This window comes from Myceligenerans cantabricum, assembly GCF_054777735.1.
This window is the reverse complement of sequence record NZ_BAAHAJ010000009.1, coordinates 982,763-1,001,492: the sequence shown is the minus strand read 5'-3', so window position 1 is coordinate 1,001,492 and position 18,730 is coordinate 982,763. Positions and strand designations below refer to the sequence as shown.

General features: G+C 72.6%; 17 protein-coding genes. 15 read left to right on the top strand and 2 right to left on the bottom strand.

Annotation, left to right across the window (positions count from 1 at the left end; genetic code table 11):
* Positions 1–735: a hypothetical protein gene (locus ACYU96_RS13600; protein WP_460754235.1), complete on the bottom strand. Its 735-nt coding sequence runs from the start codon at positions 733–735 to the stop codon at positions 1–3.
* A 141-nt stretch (positions 736–876) separates the two neighbouring features.
* Between ACYU96_RS13600 and ACYU96_RS13595 the strand changes: the two genes are divergently transcribed.
* The 3 genes from ACYU96_RS13595 to ACYU96_RS13585 all read left to right on the top strand — a co-directional run bounded on the left by ACYU96_RS13595 (position 877) and on the right by ACYU96_RS13585 (position 4,628).
* The gene (locus ACYU96_RS13595) at positions 877–2,121 is read left to right on the top strand and encodes a DUF4192 domain-containing protein (RefSeq protein ID WP_460754232.1); all 1,245 of its coding nucleotides are present in this window, start codon (positions 877–879) and stop codon (positions 2,119–2,121) included.
* Positions 2,122–2,171: 50 nt separating this feature from the next.
* A complete protein-coding gene (locus tag ACYU96_RS13590; protein ID WP_460754652.1) occupies positions 2,172–2,606 on the top strand; it encodes a universal stress protein in 435 nt (144 codons plus the stop codon).
* A gap of 300 nt (positions 2,607–2,906) precedes the next feature.
* Positions 2,907–4,628 (top strand): RNA polymerase sigma factor, encoded by a 1,722-nt coding sequence (locus ACYU96_RS13585; protein WP_460754230.1) that lies wholly within the window; start codon positions 2,907–2,909, stop codon positions 4,626–4,628.
* A gap of 83 nt (positions 4,629–4,711) precedes the next feature.
* On the opposite strand, the gene ACYU96_RS13580 is transcribed toward ACYU96_RS13585, so the two are convergent.
* Positions 4,712–4,915, bottom strand: coding sequence for a DUF7455 domain-containing protein (locus ACYU96_RS13580; protein ID WP_460754649.1), 204 nt, complete (start codon positions 4,913–4,915; stop codon positions 4,712–4,714).
* Between the two features lie 353 nt (positions 4,916–5,268).
* Here ACYU96_RS13580 and ACYU96_RS13575 point away from each other — a divergent pair, with 353 nt between their 5' ends.
* The 12 genes from ACYU96_RS13575 (at position 5,269) to ACYU96_RS13520 (ending at position 18,729) form a co-directional block, all read left to right on the top strand.
* Positions 5,269–7,407, top strand: coding sequence for a DNA gyrase/topoisomerase IV subunit B (locus ACYU96_RS13575; RefSeq protein WP_460754228.1), 2,139 nt, complete (start codon positions 5,269–5,271; stop codon positions 7,405–7,407).
* 112 nt (positions 7,408–7,519) lie between these two features.
* The gene (locus ACYU96_RS13570) at positions 7,520–7,927 is read left to right on the top strand and encodes a DUF4430 domain-containing protein (protein WP_460754225.1); all 408 of its coding nucleotides are present in this window, start codon (positions 7,520–7,522) and stop codon (positions 7,925–7,927) included.
* Positions 7,927–8,580 (top strand): DUF6580 family putative transport protein, encoded by a 654-nt coding sequence (locus ACYU96_RS13565; protein WP_460754222.1) that lies wholly within the window; start codon positions 7,927–7,929, stop codon positions 8,578–8,580. Before ACYU96_RS13570 ends, ACYU96_RS13565 begins: the two co-directional genes overlap by 1 nt.
* Before the next feature lie 167 nt (positions 8,581–8,747).
* Positions 8,748–10,127 carry a lipase family protein gene (locus tag ACYU96_RS13560; RefSeq protein WP_460754220.1) on the top strand — a complete coding sequence of 460 codons (1,380 nt, stop codon included), beginning with the start codon at positions 8,748–8,750 and terminating at the stop codon, positions 10,125–10,127.
* Between the two features lie 117 nt (positions 10,128–10,244).
* Complete coding sequence (locus ACYU96_RS13555; RefSeq protein WP_460754217.1) at positions 10,245–11,576, top strand: purple acid phosphatase family protein; 1,332 nt, start codon at positions 10,245–10,247, stop codon at positions 11,574–11,576.
* A gap of 169 nt (positions 11,577–11,745) precedes the next feature.
* Positions 11,746–12,042 (top strand): WXG100 family type VII secretion target, encoded by a 297-nt coding sequence (locus ACYU96_RS13550; protein ID WP_460754214.1) that lies wholly within the window; start codon positions 11,746–11,748, stop codon positions 12,040–12,042.
* A gap of 4 nt (positions 12,043–12,046) precedes the next feature.
* Positions 12,047–12,334 carry a hypothetical protein gene (locus ACYU96_RS13545; protein ID WP_460754212.1) on the top strand — a complete coding sequence of 96 codons (288 nt, stop codon included), beginning with the start codon at positions 12,047–12,049 and terminating at the stop codon, positions 12,332–12,334.
* Between the two features lie 28 nt (positions 12,335–12,362).
* Positions 12,363–13,877 (top strand): hypothetical protein, encoded by a 1,515-nt coding sequence (locus ACYU96_RS13540; RefSeq protein WP_460754209.1) that lies wholly within the window; start codon positions 12,363–12,365, stop codon positions 13,875–13,877.
* Positions 13,874–14,557, top strand: coding sequence for a hypothetical protein (locus tag ACYU96_RS13535; RefSeq protein ID WP_460754208.1), 684 nt, complete (start codon positions 13,874–13,876; stop codon positions 14,555–14,557). The genes ACYU96_RS13540 and ACYU96_RS13535 overlap by 4 nt, the downstream gene beginning before the upstream one ends.
* The gene (locus tag ACYU96_RS13530) at positions 14,554–15,246 is read left to right on the top strand and encodes a hypothetical protein (protein WP_460754205.1); all 693 of its coding nucleotides are present in this window, start codon (positions 14,554–14,556) and stop codon (positions 15,244–15,246) included. Before ACYU96_RS13535 ends, ACYU96_RS13530 begins: the two co-directional genes overlap by 4 nt.
* A 22-nt stretch (positions 15,247–15,268) precedes the next feature.
* Positions 15,269–16,849 (top strand): LysM peptidoglycan-binding domain-containing protein, encoded by a 1,581-nt coding sequence (locus ACYU96_RS13525; protein WP_460754202.1) that lies wholly within the window; start codon positions 15,269–15,271, stop codon positions 16,847–16,849.
* Entirely contained in the window at positions 16,846–18,729 is a 1,884-nt protein-coding gene (locus ACYU96_RS13520) for a discoidin domain-containing protein (RefSeq protein WP_460754200.1), read from the top strand. The genes ACYU96_RS13525 and ACYU96_RS13520 overlap by 4 nt, the downstream gene beginning before the upstream one ends.
* The last annotated feature ends 1 nt before the right edge of the window (position 18,730 follow it).

Below are 18,730 nucleotides of genomic sequence, written 5' to 3'. Positions count from 1 at the left end.
CTAGGCGTCCTTCGGCCGCGCGACCGTACCGCTCAGGGTCAGGAGCGAGCGGTCGCCGTCCCGCAGGACGCCGACCAGCAGCGACTCGTCGACCGTGCTCTCCTTCACGGTGGTGGTGCGGGTGAACGCGGCCTGCTCGGCCATGCCGCTCTCGGCGGGGGCCTCCAGCGCCTCGAAGCCCTTCTTCGCGAGGGCCGCTCTGACCTGCTCCATCAGCTTCGGCGGGAGTCGTTTCGAGGACAGGTTGAGCGTCACCTGCACCGTCGCGGGCCTCGTGTCCGGGACGAGGGCGGCGGACGTCGCCAGCAGCTCGGCGTCCTTCGGGGTGGGCAGCAGGCCCTGAGGGAAGTCCGGGGCGTAGCCGCCGACCACCGTGCCCGTGTCGAAGGTCGGTAGGGTCTCGGGCGCGGCGGGCGAGCCCGGGGACGCGGACGGGTCGTCCTCCTCCGCGAGCCCGGTCGCCGGGTCTGCCGACGCGGTCGCCGTGGCGTCCGGTTTCTCGCTGACCTGGCGGGCGTTGCCGAACTCGTCGGCGATGTCGCTCGCGGCCTCGCGCGCGTCGCACCCGGACAGCAGCAGGCCGGCCGCGGCCAGGGTCACGGTCGCGCGGACGGCGACGTGGCGGACGCCCACCGGGCGGACGCCGACGTGGGGGTCGGCGGGGCGTGCGGTATCAGGCTGGCCGGCGCGTCCGTTCCCGCGACCCGCGCGGCCCGTTCGGAGAGTTCTCGGCACCCCGACACGGTAGCCGTTCGGACCCTCGTGACGGGAATCCCGCCGTCCGACGCCGACCACAGCCGCCTTCTCCCGCAGGTTGTCAACAGGCGGTCTGCGGGAGCCGGGCACGATCACGCCCTCCCGCGTGTGATGGTCGCCATGGACACCAACGCCACCACCGTGCGGGTGCGAGGCCCCCAGGATCTCCTCGCCTTCATTCCCTTCCGGCTCGGGTACCAGCCGTCCGAGTCGGTCGTCGTGGTCAGCGTGCGCGGGAGACGGCAGGTCGTCGGGCTCGTCGCCCGGCTCGAGCTGGACGCCTTCGACGGCCGCTGCACCGACGGGCGCCCCGCGACCGAGGCGGCCGCCGCCTCGCTCGCCCGGGTCGCGCGCAAGGACGGCGCGGACCGCGTGGTCGTCGTGGGCTACACCGGCTCGGCCCTGCCCGGGGCGACCGCCCCGGGTACCCGTGTCCGGCGAGCCGTCGAGGCCACCGCCGCGCGGATCGACGAGTGGCTGCCCGGGACCGAGTCATGGGTGGTCACGCCCAGTGGCTACCGGGCGCTCGACTGCACCGACCAGCTCTGCTGCCCCGCACGAGGGCGGCCCGTCGGCGACATCACCCACAGCCGCACCGCGGCCTCGATGGTGCTCGCCGGCCGCTCGGTCGCCGCCAGCCGCGACGACCTCCTGCGGATCGCCCAGGCCCCGCCCGCGGCCCGGCGCTCGGCGAGCCGGGCCGCCGCCCGGTGGGAGAACGCCCGCGCCGGCACCACGGGCTGGGCGGCCCGCTCGCTCGACGACTGGCGCACCGCCGTCCGCCGGGCGGGCGCCGCGGAACCGGGGGAGAGCGCCGTCCTCGAGCCGGTCCGGCTCGGCCGGCTCGCCGCCGCGATGGGCGACCGCTGGGTGCGCGACGCCCTCCTCCTGTGGCTCACCACGCAGGACGACGACGCCGTCCTGCGCACGGCCCAGCGGCGCACGGACGCGGAGACCGACGCCGCGTCCGGGCGTGCGATGGCCCGCATCGTCGACCCGGACGGCGCCACCCGGCCCGATCACGAGCGGGTCGCGCCGGCAGCACGGGTGCTGGAGGCCGTCGTCGGACACGTCCCGCGCAGCAGGCAGCCCGCGCCCCTGACGCTGCTCGGCCTCGTCGCCTGGTGGAGCGGCGACGGCGCCGTCGCGGCGGGCAGGATCGACGCGGCGCTCGCGATCGACGGGGAGCACACCCTGGCCGGGCTCGTCTCGAACGCCCTCGCCGCGGGCCTCCCGCCGGGCTGGGTCCGCCGGGAGACGGCGGAGCTGGCGAGGGAGGAGGTGCGGGGCGAGACACCGGGCGGGCCGCCGGGTGACGTCCTGGAGCCGACCGGCCGGGCACAGGCGCGTGACACGGCGACGTGAGGGCGAGCGGGGCGGACGGGGCGGACGGGGCGGACGGGGCGGACGAGGGCATGGCGAGCGAGGACGCGGCGGTCCGGAAGGCCTGTCGGCGCCGTTTCCGGACCCGTTTTCCGGTAGCGTCGGTGACCATGACGATCGTCGTGGGCAACCTGGCCACACCCGAGGGGAAGGCGGCGCTCGACGCCGCCGTGGCCGAGGCCGAGCAGCGCAAGGCTCCGCTCGTCGTCGTGGCCGGCCCCGGTGAGCCAGGACGGGACACCGACGAGCTCACCGAGCGGCTCGCCGGCGCGGGTGTCGAGGTCCGCCTGGTTCCGGGCACCGGCGATCTTGCCGGCGACCTGGTCCGGATCGCGGTCGCGACCGGCGCCGAGCTCATGGTGATCGGCCTGCGCCGCCGTGGCCCGGTGGGCAAGCTCATCCTCGGGTCCGGTGCCCAGCGCATCCTCATCGAGGCCCCGTGCCCGGTCCTGGCGGTCAAGGTCTGAGCAGGGGCGCAGGCGGCGGTGCGCCGTGATCGCACCGCGTCGCAGCGGGCGGTCGCGGGAATGATCGGGGGCTCCCGTTCGTTGACACAGTTCTATCCCGAAGAACTCGACGAGGAACCGCAGGATGCCCGCTCAGCGGCGGGCTCCGTGTGCGCAAGGGTGTGAGATGAGCCCCGAGATCCCTGCGCTGGTCAAGTCCGGCAGTGCGTGCAAGTGTGCCAACGGTACAATATCTCTTGTTCGTTGCCGATCACGACGAGGTCCAGTGCTGGCCCCGGCAGCGGAACCACCGGATCCTCGATGACCCCGAAAGGTCGGTTTGTGGCGCCCACTTCCGTCAACTCCCAGGACACAGCCCTCGATCGCGCTCCCGCGCGCGACCTTCCTCGTGAGTTCGAGCATCCTGCTCTGAAGGAGCTGCTCAGCGTGGGGGTGGCCGCGGGCCGGGTCGATGCCGAGAACTTCCGTACCGCCTGCGAGGCCGCGAAGGTGGCGGACGCCAAGCGGCTCAAGGCGGTGCTGCGAGCGCTCGCCGGCTCCGGGGTCGATGTCGGGCTGCCCGCCACCGCGACCGTCGCCGCCGCGGCGACCCGCTCGGGTGCGGTCGCCGCCAAGGCCAGCGTCGACGAGCTCGCCGAGGCGTCGTCGGACGCGGCGTCCGGCGCGCGGACCACGCGCCGCACGACGAGGTCGACCACCTCGAAGCGTGCCACCGGCACGAAGTCGACGGCCGCGGCCGCCGCCCCGGCCACCGACTCCGTGTCGGAGACCGTGACGGACGAGGCGGGCGACGCCGAGGCCAAGAAGCCCGCGACGCGGAAGAAGCCCGCGGCGAAGAAGCCCGCCGCGAAGAAGTCGGCGGCGAAGCCCGCCGCTGCCGCGGCGAAGACGACGACCCGCCGCCGCAAGGGGGCCGACGACACCCCGGTGCTCGTCGAGAACGACCTGTCGGACATCTCCACGCGTCCGCCGGAGGACGAGGAGGCGTCGTCGCCGGCCGCCCGGAAGCGCAAGGACCAGGCGGAGGAGAAGGGCGGCTTCGTCGTCTCCGACACGGACGACGAGGACCAGCCCGCGCAGCAGGTCGTCACCGCCGGTGCCACCGCGGACCCGGTCAAGGACTACCTGAAGCAGATCGGCAAGGTCGCGCTGCTGAACGCGGAGCAGGAGGTCGAGCTCGCCAAGCGGATCGAGGCCGGCCTGTTCGCCGAGGAGCGCCTGGCCAGCACGGAGTTCGACCGCGCGAGCAAGGACGACCGCCGCCGCGAGCGTGACCTGAAGTGGATCGCGCACGACGGCAAGCGCGCGAAGAACCACCTGCTCGAGGCGAACCTGCGCCTGGTCGTCTCGCTCGCCAAGCGCTACACCGGTCGCGGCATGCTGTTCCTGGACCTGATCCAGGAGGGCAACCTCGGCCTGATCCGTGCGGTCGAGAAGTTCGACTACACCAAGGGCTACAAGTTCTCGACGTACGCCACCTGGTGGATCCGGCAGGCGATCACCCGCGCCATGGCGGACCAGGCCCGCACCATCCGTATCCCGGTGCACATGGTCGAGGTCATCAACAAGCTCGCCCGCGTGCAGCGTCAGATGCTCCAGGACCTGGGCCGCGAGCCCACCCCGGAGGAGCTGGCCAAGGAGCTGGACATGACCCCGGAGAAGGTGGTCGAGGTCCAGAAGTACGGCCGCGAGCCCATCTCCCTGGCCACGCCGCTCGGCGAGGACGGCGACAGCGAGTTCGGCGACCTCATCGAGGACTCCGAGGCCGTCGTCCCGGCGGACGCGGTGTCGTTCACCCTGCTCCAGGAGCAGCTGCACCAGGTGCTGGACACGCTCAGCGAGCGCGAGGCCGGCGTCGTCTCCATGCGGTTCGGCCTGCAGGACGGCCAGCCCAAGACGCTCGACGAGATCGGCAAGGTCTACGGCGTGACGCGCGAGCGCATCCGGCAGATCGAGTCCAAGACGATGTCGAAGCTGCGGCACCCGTCGCGCTCGCAGGTCCTGCGCGACTACCTGGACTGACCGGCGTGAAGAACCGAACGGCCGGCTCCCCCGCGGGGGAGCCGGCCGTTCGTCGTCTCGGTGTCGGTGTGTGCGAGGTGGCGTCAGCCCTGCTGCTGGCCGTGCTCGGCGAGCAGACGATCGGTCTCGTCCTGGACGTGGGTGGCCACGTCCGCGTAGGCGGGCTGGTGCGCACGGGCGTGGTGGCCGCAGAAGAGCAGTTCGCCCGTGGGTAGGACGACTCGCACGTAGGCCTGGGCCCCGCAGCGGTCGCAACGGTCGGCGGCGGTGAGCTGTTCGGTGGTCATGGTCGTCACGCCCCTATCCAACCATCGGTCCGTCGGGTCCCATCCCGTGGGGCCCCTTCTTTCGCCGTGAGCATAGCGGTGTGCCCCACAGATTCCCGGGCCGAGGGCCGGATTGCGCTCAGGGATGAATTCCCGCCGACGGCCTTCGCGGCCGCGCGGACGGCAGGACCCGCAGCGCGCTCCGCCGGCGTCGTGCGGCGCGGGCCGGGCTGCCGCGGCCGGCGCACGCCGGGCTGCCGCGGCCGGCGTACGCCGGGGGCGAGAGGCCCGTCGTGCGCGCTCCGGCGGGCTTTCCGGGCCTCTGCCCGTGTGGCAGGCGAGAGGTGTCGGTGTCCTCGTCTACGCTGTGCCCCGTGACCGCGACCGCCCGTCCTGAGAAGGAATCCAGCTACACCGCCCGGCACCTCTCCGTCCTGGAGGGGCTGGAGGCGGTGCGCAAGCGACCCGGCATGTACATCGGGACCACCGACTCGCGTGGCCTCATGCACTGCCTGTGGGAGATCATCGACAACTCCGTGGACGAGGCCCTGGGCGGCCACGCCACGCAGATCGAGGTCGTCCTGCACGCGGACTCGTCGGTGACGGTGTCCGACGACGGGCGCGGCATCCCGGTCGACGTCGAGCCGAAGACCGGCCTGTCCGGCGTGGAGGTCGTCTACACGAAGCTGCACGCGGGCGGGAAGTTCGGCGGCGGCTCGTACGCGGCGTCGGGCGGCCTGCACGGCGTCGGCGCCTCGGTGGTCAACGCCCTGTCCGCGCGGCTGGACGTCGAGGTGGACCGCCTCGGCAAGACGCACCGCATGACGTTCCACCGCGGTGAGCCGGGCAAGTTCTCGGACCCGGCCGCGGGCGCCACCCCGGACGCGCCGTTCGCGCCGTTCACCGACCACTCCGAGCTCGCCGTCGTCGGCAAGGTGAAGCGTGGCGTCACCGGTACCCGCGTGCGGTACTGGGCGGACCGGCAGATCTTCCCCAAGACCGCCGTCTTCAGCTACGACGAGCTCGTCACCCGTGCCCGGCAGACCAGCTTCCTGGTGCCGGGGCTGGAGCTGCGCATCCGCGACGAGCGTGGCCTGCCCGGCACGCCGGGGGAGTCCGGCGTGCACGAGGAGGTCTTCCGGCACGACGGCGGCGTGATCGACTTCGTCGAGCACCTCGCGCCGGACACCCCGGTGACGGCGATCTGGCGGCTGCAGGGCACCGGCACGTTCTCCGAGACGGTCCCCGTGCTGGACGACCGGGGCCACATGACGCCGCAGGCGGTGCAGCGCGACCTGGAGGTGGACGTGGCGCTGCGCTGGGGCACCGGTTACGAGACCGAGGTGCGCTCCTTCGTCAACATCATCGCCACCCCCAAGGGCGGCACGCACCTGACTGGGTTCGAGCAGGGCCTGCTCAAGGTGATGCGCAAGGCCGTGGAGACGAACGCGCGCCGGCTCAAGGTGTCCACCAGGGACAACGCCGAGCGCATCGAGAAGGACGACGTGCTGGCCGGCCTCACCGCCGTGGTCACCGTGCGCCTCGCCGAGCCGCAGTTCGAGGGCCAGACCAAGGAGGTCCTCGGCACCGGCCCCGTCCGGCAGATCGTCTCGCGCGTGATCGAGAAGGAGATCAACGCGCACCTGACCTCCCCCAAGCGGGACGACAAGACGCAGGCCGCGCTCCTCCTGGACAAGGTCGTCGCCGAGATGCGCGCCCGCATCACCGCGCGCAAGCAGAAGGAGATCAGCCGGCGCAAGAACGCGCTGGAGACCTCCTCCCTGCCCGCCAAGCTCGCCGACTGCCGCAGCGACGACGTCAGCAAGTCGGAGCTGTTCATCGTGGAGGGGGACTCGGCGCTCGGCACCGCGAAGCTCGCCCGCTCCAGCGACTACCAGGCGCTGCTGCCCATCCGCGGCAAGATCCTCAACGTCCAGAAGGCGTCGATCAGCGACATGCTGCGCAACGCCGAGTGCGCCGCGATCATCCAGGTGCTCGGCGCCGGGTCCGGCCGCTCGTTCGACCTCGAGGCGGCCCGTTACGGCAAGATCGTGCTGATGACCGACGCCGACGTCGACGGCGCGCACATCCGCACCCTGCTCCTGACGCTCTTCTACCGCTACATGAAGCCGCTCATCGAGGCCGGCCGGGTGTTCGCCGCGGTGCCGCCGCTGCACCGCGTCGAGCTGCCCGCCGGCGGGCGGCGCAAGACCGAGTACGTCTACACCTACTCCGAGGCCGAGCTGCAGTCCACGCTGCGCAAGCTCGACAAGGCCGGCCGCCGCTACAAGGACGAGATCCAGCGGTACAAGGGCCTCGGCGAGATGGACGCCGACCAGCTCGCGGAGACCACCATGAGCCCTCGCCACCGCACGCTGCGCCGCGTCACCGCGGAGCACGCGGAAGCGGCCGAGCGCGTCTTCGACCTGCTGATGGGGTCCGACGTCGCGCCGCGCAAGAAGTTCATCGTGGACGGCGCGAACGAGCTGGACCGCGAGCGCATCGACATCTGACCGTCGACGGCCCTCGTGCGGGCCGTGTCGGCGGGCGTCGTCTCGTCGCGCCCGGCACTCGGACCACGAGACGGACGTGCGCGCCGCGGGGCCTCGTTCCTACGATGAGGTCGTGACCACGCAACGCACCACCGCCCCGTCCCTGAAGATGCTCGCCGCGGCGGCCGCCGTCGCACTGCTCGCGGCCTGCGGCTCCGGCGGCGAGAGCAGCGACGCGGCCGACGACGCGGCGTCGCCCGCGGGCGGCCTCTCACCGGTCTGCGTCCAGAAGGAGGACCTCACCTACGACGGAGAGGACGGCGAGACCGCCCTCGACCTGCTGCTGGAGCACGACTCGACCGCCGAGACCACCGGCGACGGCGACGACGCGTTCGTCACCGGCATCTGCGGGTACACCGCGCAGGAGGGCGACAGCGAGTTCTGGGCGCTCTACGTCGACGGCGAGCAGGCCACGATGGGCGCCGGAGCGCTCGAGACCGAGGACGGGCAGGAGATCACCTGGAAGCTGGAGACGTTCTGATGTCGCACCCCCGCAGCGACCCGGCCGGCGATCCCGTCGCCCCCCGCTCCGGCGCCGGGCCCGTCGTCGCCGACCTGACGCTCGCCGGGCTCGGGCACCGGTGGTGGCGGCCGGCGCTGGCCGTCGGGGTCGTGGTGCTCGCGGTGGTGTGGCGGATGGTCCGCGCGGACCTGGGTGCGCCCCCGAACCTGGAGCTGATCACGGCGGCGACGTTCTTCTCGGCGCTGCTGCTGCGGCACCGCGCGGCGGTGCTCGTGCCGTTCGCGGCCGCCGCGGTGAGCGATGCGCTGCTCGGCAACACGTCGATCCTGCTGTTCACCTGGACGGCGTGGGCAGTGATCGGCCTCGGGGCGCTGCTGGCACGCCGCACCACCGGGTGGGCGCGGTTCGGCGCGGCGCTCGGCCTCGGGGTCGGCGGGTCGGTGTGGTTCTTCCTGTGGACCAACTTCGGCGTGTGGCTGCAGTCGTGGGGCACGTTCTACGCCCCGGGCCTGGACGGGCTCATGGCCAGCTACGTCGCCGGCCTGCCGTTCTTCCGCACGATGCTGCTCGGCAACCTGGTGCTGGTCCCGCTCGCGGCGGGCGCGGTGGCGCTCGTCGAGCGCGCCGAGCGTATCCTCCTGGCCCCGAAGCCGCTGGACCTGCCCCACTGAGGAGTCGGCTCGGACGCCGACGGCCGGCACGGCGCTGAAGGACCGGCACGCCGGGCCCGGAGTGCTTGGCGCCGCTACTTATTGTAGTTACAGTAAGTAGCGGCCCGGTCGCCGGGCCCGGGCGCTCGATGCGGAGCGTCCGAGGAGACCTCAAAGGGGAGGCATCCATGCTCACTCGTCACCGTGCCCGCAGGTCCCGGGTCCGCGGACTCGCTCTCACCGCCGTCGCCGCACTGACGATCCCGCTCGTGCCCGCGGTCGCGCAGGCGTCGGCCCCGTCGTCGTCCGGCGCGACGGCGGCCGTCGGCGCCGCGTCCGGTCCCGACGCCCCGGTGCCGGACACCCCGCCCGCGCCCGCGCCGCACCTCGCCCCTGACCCTGCTCCCGACCCCGGGACCGGCGAGCTCCGCGACCCGTCGTCCGCCGCCGTGCCGGACGCCGACGGCGCCCTGCGATCCGGCACGATCTTCCCCGTCCCGCCCGACGACTTCTACGACCCGCCGGCGGACCTGGGCGACGGCGCGGACGGCGAGCTCATCAAGTCGCGCGAGCAGCCGGTCGGTCCGACCGCCCGCACGTGGATGGTCATGTACCACTCGACCAACGCCACCGGGGAGGACATCCCCGTGACCGGGCGGGTCCTCGTGCCCCACCGCGCGTGGACGGGCGAGGGGCCGCGCCCGATCGTGACGATGGCGCCGGGCACCCGCGGGGTCGGTGACGACTGCGCGCCGTCGCGCTGGCTGGACTACGAGCGGCCGCTCGTCGAGCCGCTGCTGCTCAAGGGCTACGCCGTCGTGATCACCGACTACGAGGGGCTGGGTACGCCCGGCGTGCACACCTACATGGTGGGCAGGTCACAGGGGCGCGTGGTGCTCGACATGGTGCGGGCGGCGACGAGCCTCGGTGCGTCCGGGCTGGAGGCCGGCGGCAAGGTGGTCGTCTCCGGCTACTCGCAGGGCGGCGGCGCGGCCGTCTGGGCCGGCGAGCTGTGGCAGACGCACGCCCCGGAGCTCGATGTCGTCGGCATCGCGGGCGGTGGCGTGCCCGCCGACCTCACCGAGGTGTCCGAGCTGCTCAACGGCGGCATCGGCTTCGGTTTCATGCTGCTGGCCGCGTTCGGGTACGACGCCGCCTACCCGGAGCTGGAGCTGAACGGCTACCTCAACGAGCGGGGCCGGCAGCTGTACGAGGACGAGCTGGACGCGTGCGTCGACAGGGCGCTCGCCTACGCGCTCCAGGACATCGACGTCTACACCGACGAGGACCCGCGCTCCACGGAGCCGTGGCAGGCCCGGTTCGCCGAGAACCGGGCCGGGGAGAACCCGCCGGAGGTGCCGATCTTCCTGTACCACGGCCTCTTCGACGAGATCGTCCCGACCGGGCAGGCGGTGGCGCTGCGCGACGAGTACTGCGCCGCCGGGGCCGACCTGGCCTGGCAGTGGCACCCGGGGGAGCACGTCACGACGATGGTGACGGCGGCACCCGCCGTGGTCGGCTTCATCGACAGCCGGTTCAGGGAACGGCGGTTCAGGCCGTCCTGCTGAGCGGCCGTGCGCCGCGCGTGCGTCGCGGGCCGGGCGGGCGGGCGTCACACGGTGGCCCCGCCCGGTTCAGGCGAGGTTCAGGCAGAGGAAACCGCAGGTCGAGAGCCTTGCTGTGTCGTGCACCAGCAGCCGAATCTCGTGGAGGAGACCATGGCGACGTCGTCGTCCGTCCGCAATCACCCTCGTCCTGCCCGCCGCCGGGCCGTGCTCCTGCGTGGGGGCGCCGTGGTCGCCGCCGCGGTCGCGCTGAGCCTCGCCGGGCTGACCTCGGCGTCGGCCGGCCCCGAGGAGGCCCCCGAACGGGTCACGCTGAACCCGACGCTCACGCCGTCGTCCGCCCAGCTCGTCACCTGGCGGACGGCGGCCGACACGGGGTCCGTCGCCGAGCACCGGCCCGCCGGCGCCACGGACGCCGCCACCACCACCGGGACCGGGACCGGCCGGGCCGGTGGCGGGTACTACCACCGGGCCACGTTCGAAGGGCTCGACGCGGGCACGGAGTACGAGTACCGGGTCGGCGACGGCGAGACGTGGAGCCCCTGGTACCGCTTCACGACGGCGGGCGAGGCCGGCGAGCCGTTCGAGTTCCTGTACTTCGGCGACGTGCAGAACGACATCACCTCCGGCGCCGCGCACGTCGTGCGGGCCGCGTACGACGCCGTCCCCGACGCCCGGGTCGCGCTGCACGCCGGCGACCTCATCAACGACTCCGACGACGACGGCCAGTGGGCCGAGTGGTTCGCCGCCCAGGGGCAGGAGGCGTCCACCGTCAACCACGTGGCCGCGATCGGGAACCACGAGTACGACCTGTGGAGCGTGTCCGACTTCTGGACCAAGCAGTTCCCGGGCACCGGCAACGGGCCGGACGACGACGACCTGGACGGCACCGTCTGGTACACCGACTACCAGGGCGTCCGGTTCATCGCCCTGAACAGCAACTACACGAACGCGCCCTGGTTCGACGTCAAGGACTGGATGGAGGACCAGGAGGCCTGGCTCGACGACGTGCTCGCGGACAACCCGAACCGGTGGACGGTCGCCGTGTTCCACCAGCCCGTCTTCGCGAACAGCGAGGGCCGCACGGGCAAGGTGGTGCGCGACTACTGGCTGGACACGTTCGAGGAGCACGACGTGGACCTCGTGCTGCAGGGGCACGACCACTCGTACGGCCGCGGCAACCTGGAGGCGAACCGCGTGGACGAGGACTCGCACGTCGGGCCGGTCTACACGGTGTCGGTCGCGGGGCCGAAGTTCTACGAGCCGTCGACGGTCGACTGGACCGTCGGCGGGGCCGAGCTGCGCGCCCACCGGGGCCGGACGCAGACCTACCAGGTGATCTCCGTGACGGGTGACGAGCTCGGCTACGAGTCGCGCACGCCGGACGGGAGCGTCGTGGACGCGTTCACGGTCTCGACGTCCGGCGGGGAGAAGGTCGTCACCGACCGCTGACGCGCGGCACGACGGGGGAGCAAGGCCAAGAACACGGGTGTGACCTGCGGTTTCGTCGCGCGGGGTGTGCTCAACGTTCAGGTCGTGTTCCCCCGTCGTTGCCTGTCCGTTCCGACGGGTTCCGGACGATGAGCACGTTCCCCGGATGCCCAGCGAGAGGACCGCTCCCATGTCGAACATCAACGTGACCTTCCAGGAGATGGAGGACGCCGCCCAGCGCATGAAGCAGGAGGCGTCGGACATGCAGGCGAAGCTCGACCAGCTGCGGAACATGGTCCAGAACCTGGTGCAGGACGGCTACGTGACGGACAAGTCGTCCAAGCGGTTCGACGAGTCGTACCAGGAGCTCGACAAGGGCGGCAAGCAGGTCCTGGAGGGCCTCGACGGGATCGGCGAGTACCTCAAGCAGGCCGCCGACGCCCTGCGCAAGACCGACGAAGAGCTCGCCAACGCGCTGAACAAGTGACGCCATGGCCGACATCGTCGTCACGAAGGAGGTCCTGGAGGACGCCGCCACCGACCTCAAGAACATCAACGACGAGTTCAAGAACATGTCGGCGATGTGGGAGGGCGGCGACATCTGGGGCCACGACACCGTCAGGAAGGCGATGGACTCGTTCATCGACAACTGGTGGGTCAAGCGCGAGAAGCTCCAGGTCCAGCTCGACGACCTGACCAAGAAGCTGGACCAGGCCAAGGAAGCCTGGAACGAGACCGAGGACGCACTGGCCTCCTCGTTCGACGAGAAGACGACCTAGAGGTCGTGCGACCTCTGAGGAGAACCGGATGAGCGCCGCCCGCGACGGCGAATGGAACCTGCTCGGTCATGACTCCGACCCCGTCCCGGCCACGGCCGAGGGGCTCGACGGAATCATCAGCCACTACAGGGACATCGCGCAGGCCATGACCGACCAGGCCGCCCTGCTGAAGCGGATCGGGGACGGCGACGTCCGGCTCCTCAAGGGGCAGGCGGCCGACGCGATGCGCAAGCGCGCGCGGGAGAGCAACGAGGCGCTGTCGAAGGTGGCCGACCGGTACACCGACGTGAAGGACGCACTGGTCGGCTACCAGCCCGAGCTCAGGACGGCCCGGACGCTGACGGGTGAGGCGCTCGAGGAGGCGGAGGCCGCGAGCAGGCAGCTCGGGGTCGCCGAGGGGATGGCGGACCCGGTGAACGCGGACCGCTCGGAGGACGCCCCTCCGCTCACGGACAAGGACCGCCAGGCGTCGTCGGACCGCGCGGCGGCGATCGGGAAGGCCGAGGAAGGGACCGCGGCGGCGAAGGCCAAGGCGAGCAGGGCCCTGGAGGCCCTGCAGACGGCCGCCGACAGGGCGGCCGCCAAGATCAGGGAGAACTGGGACGACGACGGCCTGCACCACTCCTGGCAGGAGGCCCTCCGGCACAAGATCGCCAAGGTGCTGAAGAAGATCGTCGAGATCCTCGGCTACATCGGGATGGCGCTGGCGGTGCTCGCGATCCTCATCCCCGGACTGGGGTTCGTGACCCTCATGGGGGTGGTGGTCACCGTGCTCTCGGTGATCGCGAGCACGATCCTGGCCGCCTGGGGCGAGGGCAGCTGGCTCAGCGTGATCATCGGCGTCGTGAGCCTCGGCCTCATCGGCGTCGGCGCGATCGCCACCAAGGCCCTCAAGGGGCTGCAGTCCGTCAAGGTCGGGAACCGGGGAGGCGGCTGGCGCGACGCCGCCGTCGACAGGCTGGCCGACGTCTCCAGGATCCGGGATGCCTTGCGCGCACGCCTTCCCCCGAACTTCAGCAGACCGGTCCCCCAGATCAACTTCAGCAGACCGCTTCCCGCGTGGCGAGTGAGTCCGCTGTCCCCCGCGGAGCGGTCGCTGCTCGGCTCCCTCGACCGGCAGTTCACCACGATCACGCAGAACCTCAACCGGTGGGACGACTTCATCGGCGGCACGACGGTCAAGCCGCCGTTCTGGCAGTTCTACACCAAGAATTTCTGGAACGTCGAGAAGTCGCGCTTCGGGGACGTCTTCGTCCGGGGCAGCTGGCGTGGCGACCGGGTGCTCGGCGTCAACGACATCACCGACCTGAAGAAGATCGACCTCAACATCGTCAACCTCCTCGGTGGTGCACCCGCCACGATCCCCCTGTACGCGAAGCTCGGGCCGTGGGCCTTCAGCTTCGGCTGGATCACGTCGCTCTGGGGCATGGCGGTCACCCCCACGAACTTCAGCCCCGACGACCTGCGCAGCTCGTTCGACTGGTGGGGGGACGCCGACTACAGCGGCCTCTACAGCGAGAACAACGTCCTGGACGACCGGTGACGGGCGCGACGGAACGGGCGCGCGCGAGCACCCCGAAGGACTGGACCTGGAACGTCGAACCTCCGGCGGGCTGGCTCGCCGTGCCCGCCACGGGGCAGGACCCGCAGGACGTCGTCGAACGCTGGGAGAGAGAAGCCGTGGCCCTCGTCGCGGACACGATCAAGCCCCAGGAGGTCGTCGACGACGAGTACCGCGACCTCGCCGTCCCGGACGACTTCCGCGCGGAGCTCGAACGCACGGCGGCCGAGTCCGTCCGCAACCTGCGCGAGTTCGCCGACGCCGTCGCACCGGACGGCGACCGGGTCCTCGCCGCCGTCGGCGTTCTCGGGTGCACCCCCATCCCGGTGCTGGTCGCCGTCGGCCTCAGCAGCCTCGACGACAACGGCGACGGGCTCATGGCCGCCCTGGGCGCCACCGGCGGAGCGCCTCTCGCGCCCCCCGAGATCGACCACCTCGACCTGCCCGACGGCGACGGCCTCCGCGTCACCCGGCTCGACCTCGGCGGCGGCAGCGGCACGGCCTGGGTGAGCATGGCCCTCGGCCGCCGCGCCCAGCACGACGACGTCCTGGCCGACACCGTGCTCGTCTGGCGCTCCCAGGACCTGTTCGTCACCGGCCTGATGACCGAGCTGCTCGACGAGCTGATGTCCGCCGTGAAGATCGTCCGGAGTAGATCATGACCGCGAAGCCCGACCTGTCCGGGGCCAAGCCGACCGATGTCTGGGGCATGTTCTTCCCTCCGGGGTGGGTCAGGTTCCCGACCGGCCCGGACCAGGTCCGCGAGCTCGACGAGGCGATCGAGGAGGTGGTCCGCCGGTCCCTGCCGGACGACCTCCCGCGGGACTCGGTCGAGCCGCACCGCCACCTGATGCGCGACGCCCTGCGCGGCACCTTCACCGAGGCCACCGAGGCCGGTGCCGGTGCCGTCTATCTCCCGACCGAACCCCTGAACGGCATCATGACGCCCTGCTCCGTCACGGAGGCGGAGATCGTCAGCGACGCCGGCAGCAACCCCGTCGAGGTGGCGGCCAGCATCCTCACCGAGGACTACGACGAGAGCGAGCTCGTCGAGGTCGACGGACGCCCAGGCGCGCGCGTGGCCACGACCTCCCACGACGTGCGGCACGACGGGGACTTCCCCGAGGTGTCCACGAAGCAGGTCGTCTACGTGATCTCGCGGGACGACGCCGAGGGCGACTGGCTCGTGATGTCCTTCAGCACCGTCTGGAACTCCGAGGAGGGTGAACGCGTCTCCGAGGCTCTCGTCATCTTCTTCGACGCGCTGATGTCCACGTTCCGCTGGGCCGGGCCCGGCGCGCGTCCCCTGACCCCCCTCGACGGCGCCGCCGGCAGTTCCGCCGACCGGTGACCCCCAGAATCCCGGAGCACCCGTGTCCCGAACCCGCCCCCTGATCGCCCTGACCCTCGTGGCGGCCGCCGTCGTCCTCGCCGCACCGCCGGCGTCGGCCACCGGAGGGGTCGCTGCGTCGGCCGCCGTCACGGTCCCGCCGTCGGCCGCGACACCGGCCGACGGCGCGGACGTCACGTACTACGTCGTGCGGGAGAAGGGCGACGGTGAGCCCGAGTTCCTCTTCGAGATCGCCCAGCGCTACCTCGGCGACGGCAACCGGTACCCGGAGATCTTCGATCTCAACGAGGGCCGGCTCCAGCCCGACGGCAACACCGTGACCGCGCCCGAGGTGCTCCTGCCCGGCTGGATCCTGGTGATGCCCGACGACGCCGAGGGCGAGGAGCTCCGGAGCGGCCCGCTCCCCGAGGTGACCCCGCCGGCGGCCGCCGGACCCGGGGGCGAGCCCGTCCCGTACTACGTCGTCGGCCGCACGTCCTCCGGCGAGGTCGAGTACCTCCACCTCCTCGCGGAGCGGTTCCTCGGGGACGGCGAGCGGTACCCGGAGATCTTCGAGCTCAACGAGGGCCGCGTGCAGCCCGACGGCGGCGCGCTCACCGACCCGCAGACGGTCCAGGTGGGCTGGGTGCTCCAGCTTCCCGCCGACGCCCGGGGCGGCGGCCTCGAGTTCGGGCCGCTGCCGGGCCCGAGCGCCACGGCCGCAGCGGCGCCCGAGGAGTCCGGCGGGACCGGCTCGGTGCTCGTCCCCGCCCTCGTCGTGATCGCCGCCCTGGCCGTGGTGGGCGGTCTGGTGACCGGGACGGTCCTGCTCCTGCGCCGCCGCCGTGCCACCCGCACCCCTGAGCCGTTCGACGACAGCCTCCTACGCACCGACACGTCGTCGGCCTGGATGACGGACCGAGCCCTGCGCGTCCTCGTCGCCGCCTGCGAGCGCGACGGGATCGAGGTGCCGGAGCTCGCGGCGGTGTTCGTCGAGGGGCCGGCGATGCGGCTGCGGCTGCAGAACCCGCACGACCTGGCACCGCCGCCGTGGATCGTGGGAGACGGCGGTGCGACCTGGACCGCGCAGATCGCCCGGCTGCAGTCCGAGGCGGCGTCGGACACCCGGCTCGCCCGGTTCTCCCGGCTGGTGACGCTCGGCGTCGCGGAGAGCGGCCGCGTGATGATCGACTTCGCGCAGGCGCGCGGCGTCGTCAGCATCGAGGGGCCTCCGCGCGCCCGGCACGAGGTGCTGCGCCGCTGGCTCGGGGAGCTGACGACCAACCCCTGGTCCGGCAGCCCGCGGGTGGTGATGGTCGGCAACGGCCTGCCGCAGCAGGAGCTGGCGGAGCACGTGGCCGGGATCGAACAGGTCGTGCCGGAGCTGGTGCTCGGGGAGGGCGGCGTGCTCGTCCTCTCCCAGGCGCCCGTGGCGGCGCAGCAGGAACTCCTGAGCTCCCGCTTCGCCGACCCGCGCTTCAGCTGGGTGGTGATCGTCCTGGGAGCGGTGCCGGTCGCGCGCTGGCGGTTCACGGCACGCGACGACGGGTGGCTGCGCAGCGGCTTCCTCCCGGACGTCCGCTTCGACGAGCAGACGGCGGTCCGACGGGCGGACCGGCGGTGAGCCGGCGCGGCACGAAGGCCGGCCCGAAGGGCGGGCCGCCCAGGGTCTCGGCGCCGGCCACGGCCCTGCTGGCGACCGTGCTCCTGGTGGCCTGGCTCGCTCCGGCCGCTGCCGCCGAGCCGGAGCTGCTCAGCCAGGGCAAGCCGGTCCGGGCCTCGGCGGTCGAGAACAACGACCCCGAGCTGGTCGCCGAGCACGCGGTGGACGGCTCGCTGGCCACGCGGTGGGCCAGCGACCACGTGGACCCGTCGTGGATCTGGGTCGACCTCGGGCAGCGGTCCCAGGTGCGGCGTGTCGAGATCGTGTGGGAGGCCGCCCACTCCACCGTCTACGGGATCGGTGTCTCGGACGACGGCGTCAACTGGACCGACGTGGCGTTCCAGGACTCGGCCGACGGCGGCACGGACGTCCTCGACGTGTCGGGGACCGGACGCTACGTCCGGGTCTTCGGGCAGCAGCGCAACGGCATCGCGGGCCACTCGATCTGGGAGCTGCGGGTGTTCGGCTCACCGGTGCGGGAACAGCCGCAGAAGGAGACGGAGTCCGAGAAGGAGGAGACCGCGCAGCGGGCCGAGGCCGAGCAGGAACCCGCGAGCCCGTCCCCGCAGACCCCCGCCCCGGCCCCGGCCCCGTCGGAGTCCCCGACCACTCGTCCCGCACCGGAGCGCGAGGGCCCGCCCGGCTCCGTCGTCTACTACGTGGTCAGGAAGCAGGAGGGCAGGGGCGAGAAGATCGAGGACATCGCCGGGCGCCTGCTCGGCAGCTCGGCGCGGTGGCCGGAGATCGTCGAGCTCAGCGAGGGCATCCGCCAGAAGGACGGCAAGTACCTCACCGACCCGCACACGTTGCTCGTGGGCTGGGTGCTGCGGCTGCCCGACGACGCCGCCGGCGAGGGCGTGAAGTTCGGCCGGCTCCCCGGCACGGCGACGAAGAAGCAGCCGTCGCCCAGCCCGTCGCCCACGCCGACGCCCGTGGCCGCTCAGGAGAGCGCCGGCCGGTCCGACGCCGTGACGGGCATGCTGCTGCCGATCGGTCTGGCGCTGGGCGGCGCGCTGGTCCTCGCAGGGCTCGTGCTCGGGGCGATCCGGTTGGTCGACGCCGCACGACGGCGCCGCGCCGCCAGGACCCCGTTCGACGACAGCGTGCTGCGCACCGACACGTCGGCGGCCTGGACCGTGGACCACGCGCTCCGTGCGCTGATCGCGGCGTGCGAGCGCGACGGACTGGACGTGCCCGGCGTGACGGGAGTGTTCGTCGAGGGCAGCACGCTGCGCCTGCGGCTCACGAACCCCGCCTCGCGGGGCCCGGCACCCTGGGCGGTGAGCGAGGACGGGCAGAGCTGGCTGGCCCCGCTGTCGAAGCTGCAGGCGGCGCCCGTGTCCGACGGGTCGACGGCGCAGTTCGCCCGGCTCGTCAACCTCGGAATGAGCGAGACCGGGCGCGTGCTCGTCGACTTCTCCCTCGCGCGCGGGGTGGTCAGCCTGGACGGCTCGGTGCGGGCGCGGCACGAGGTGCTGCGTCGCTGGCTCGGGGAGTTCACCGGGAACCCGTGGTCCGGCGAGCCGCGGGTGGTCATGGTCGGAGACGGGCTGCCGCGCCCGGACCAGGTCGAGCACGTCACCGGGTTCGGCCAGGTCAAGCAGGAGATGGAGGTCGGGGACGGCGTGCTGGTGCTGTCGCAGCCGCCGTCGTCGGCCGACAGGGACTTCCTGGCCCAGCGGTTCGCCGACCCGGCGTTCGGGTGGGTGGTGATCGTGCTCGGCTCCTGGCCGGCGGCGAAGTGGCGGTTCACGGCGCGCGACGACGGGTGGCTGCGCAGCGGCTTCCTGCCGCACGTGCGGTTCGACGAGCAGGCGGCGGCGCGCCGCGGGAGCGAATGAC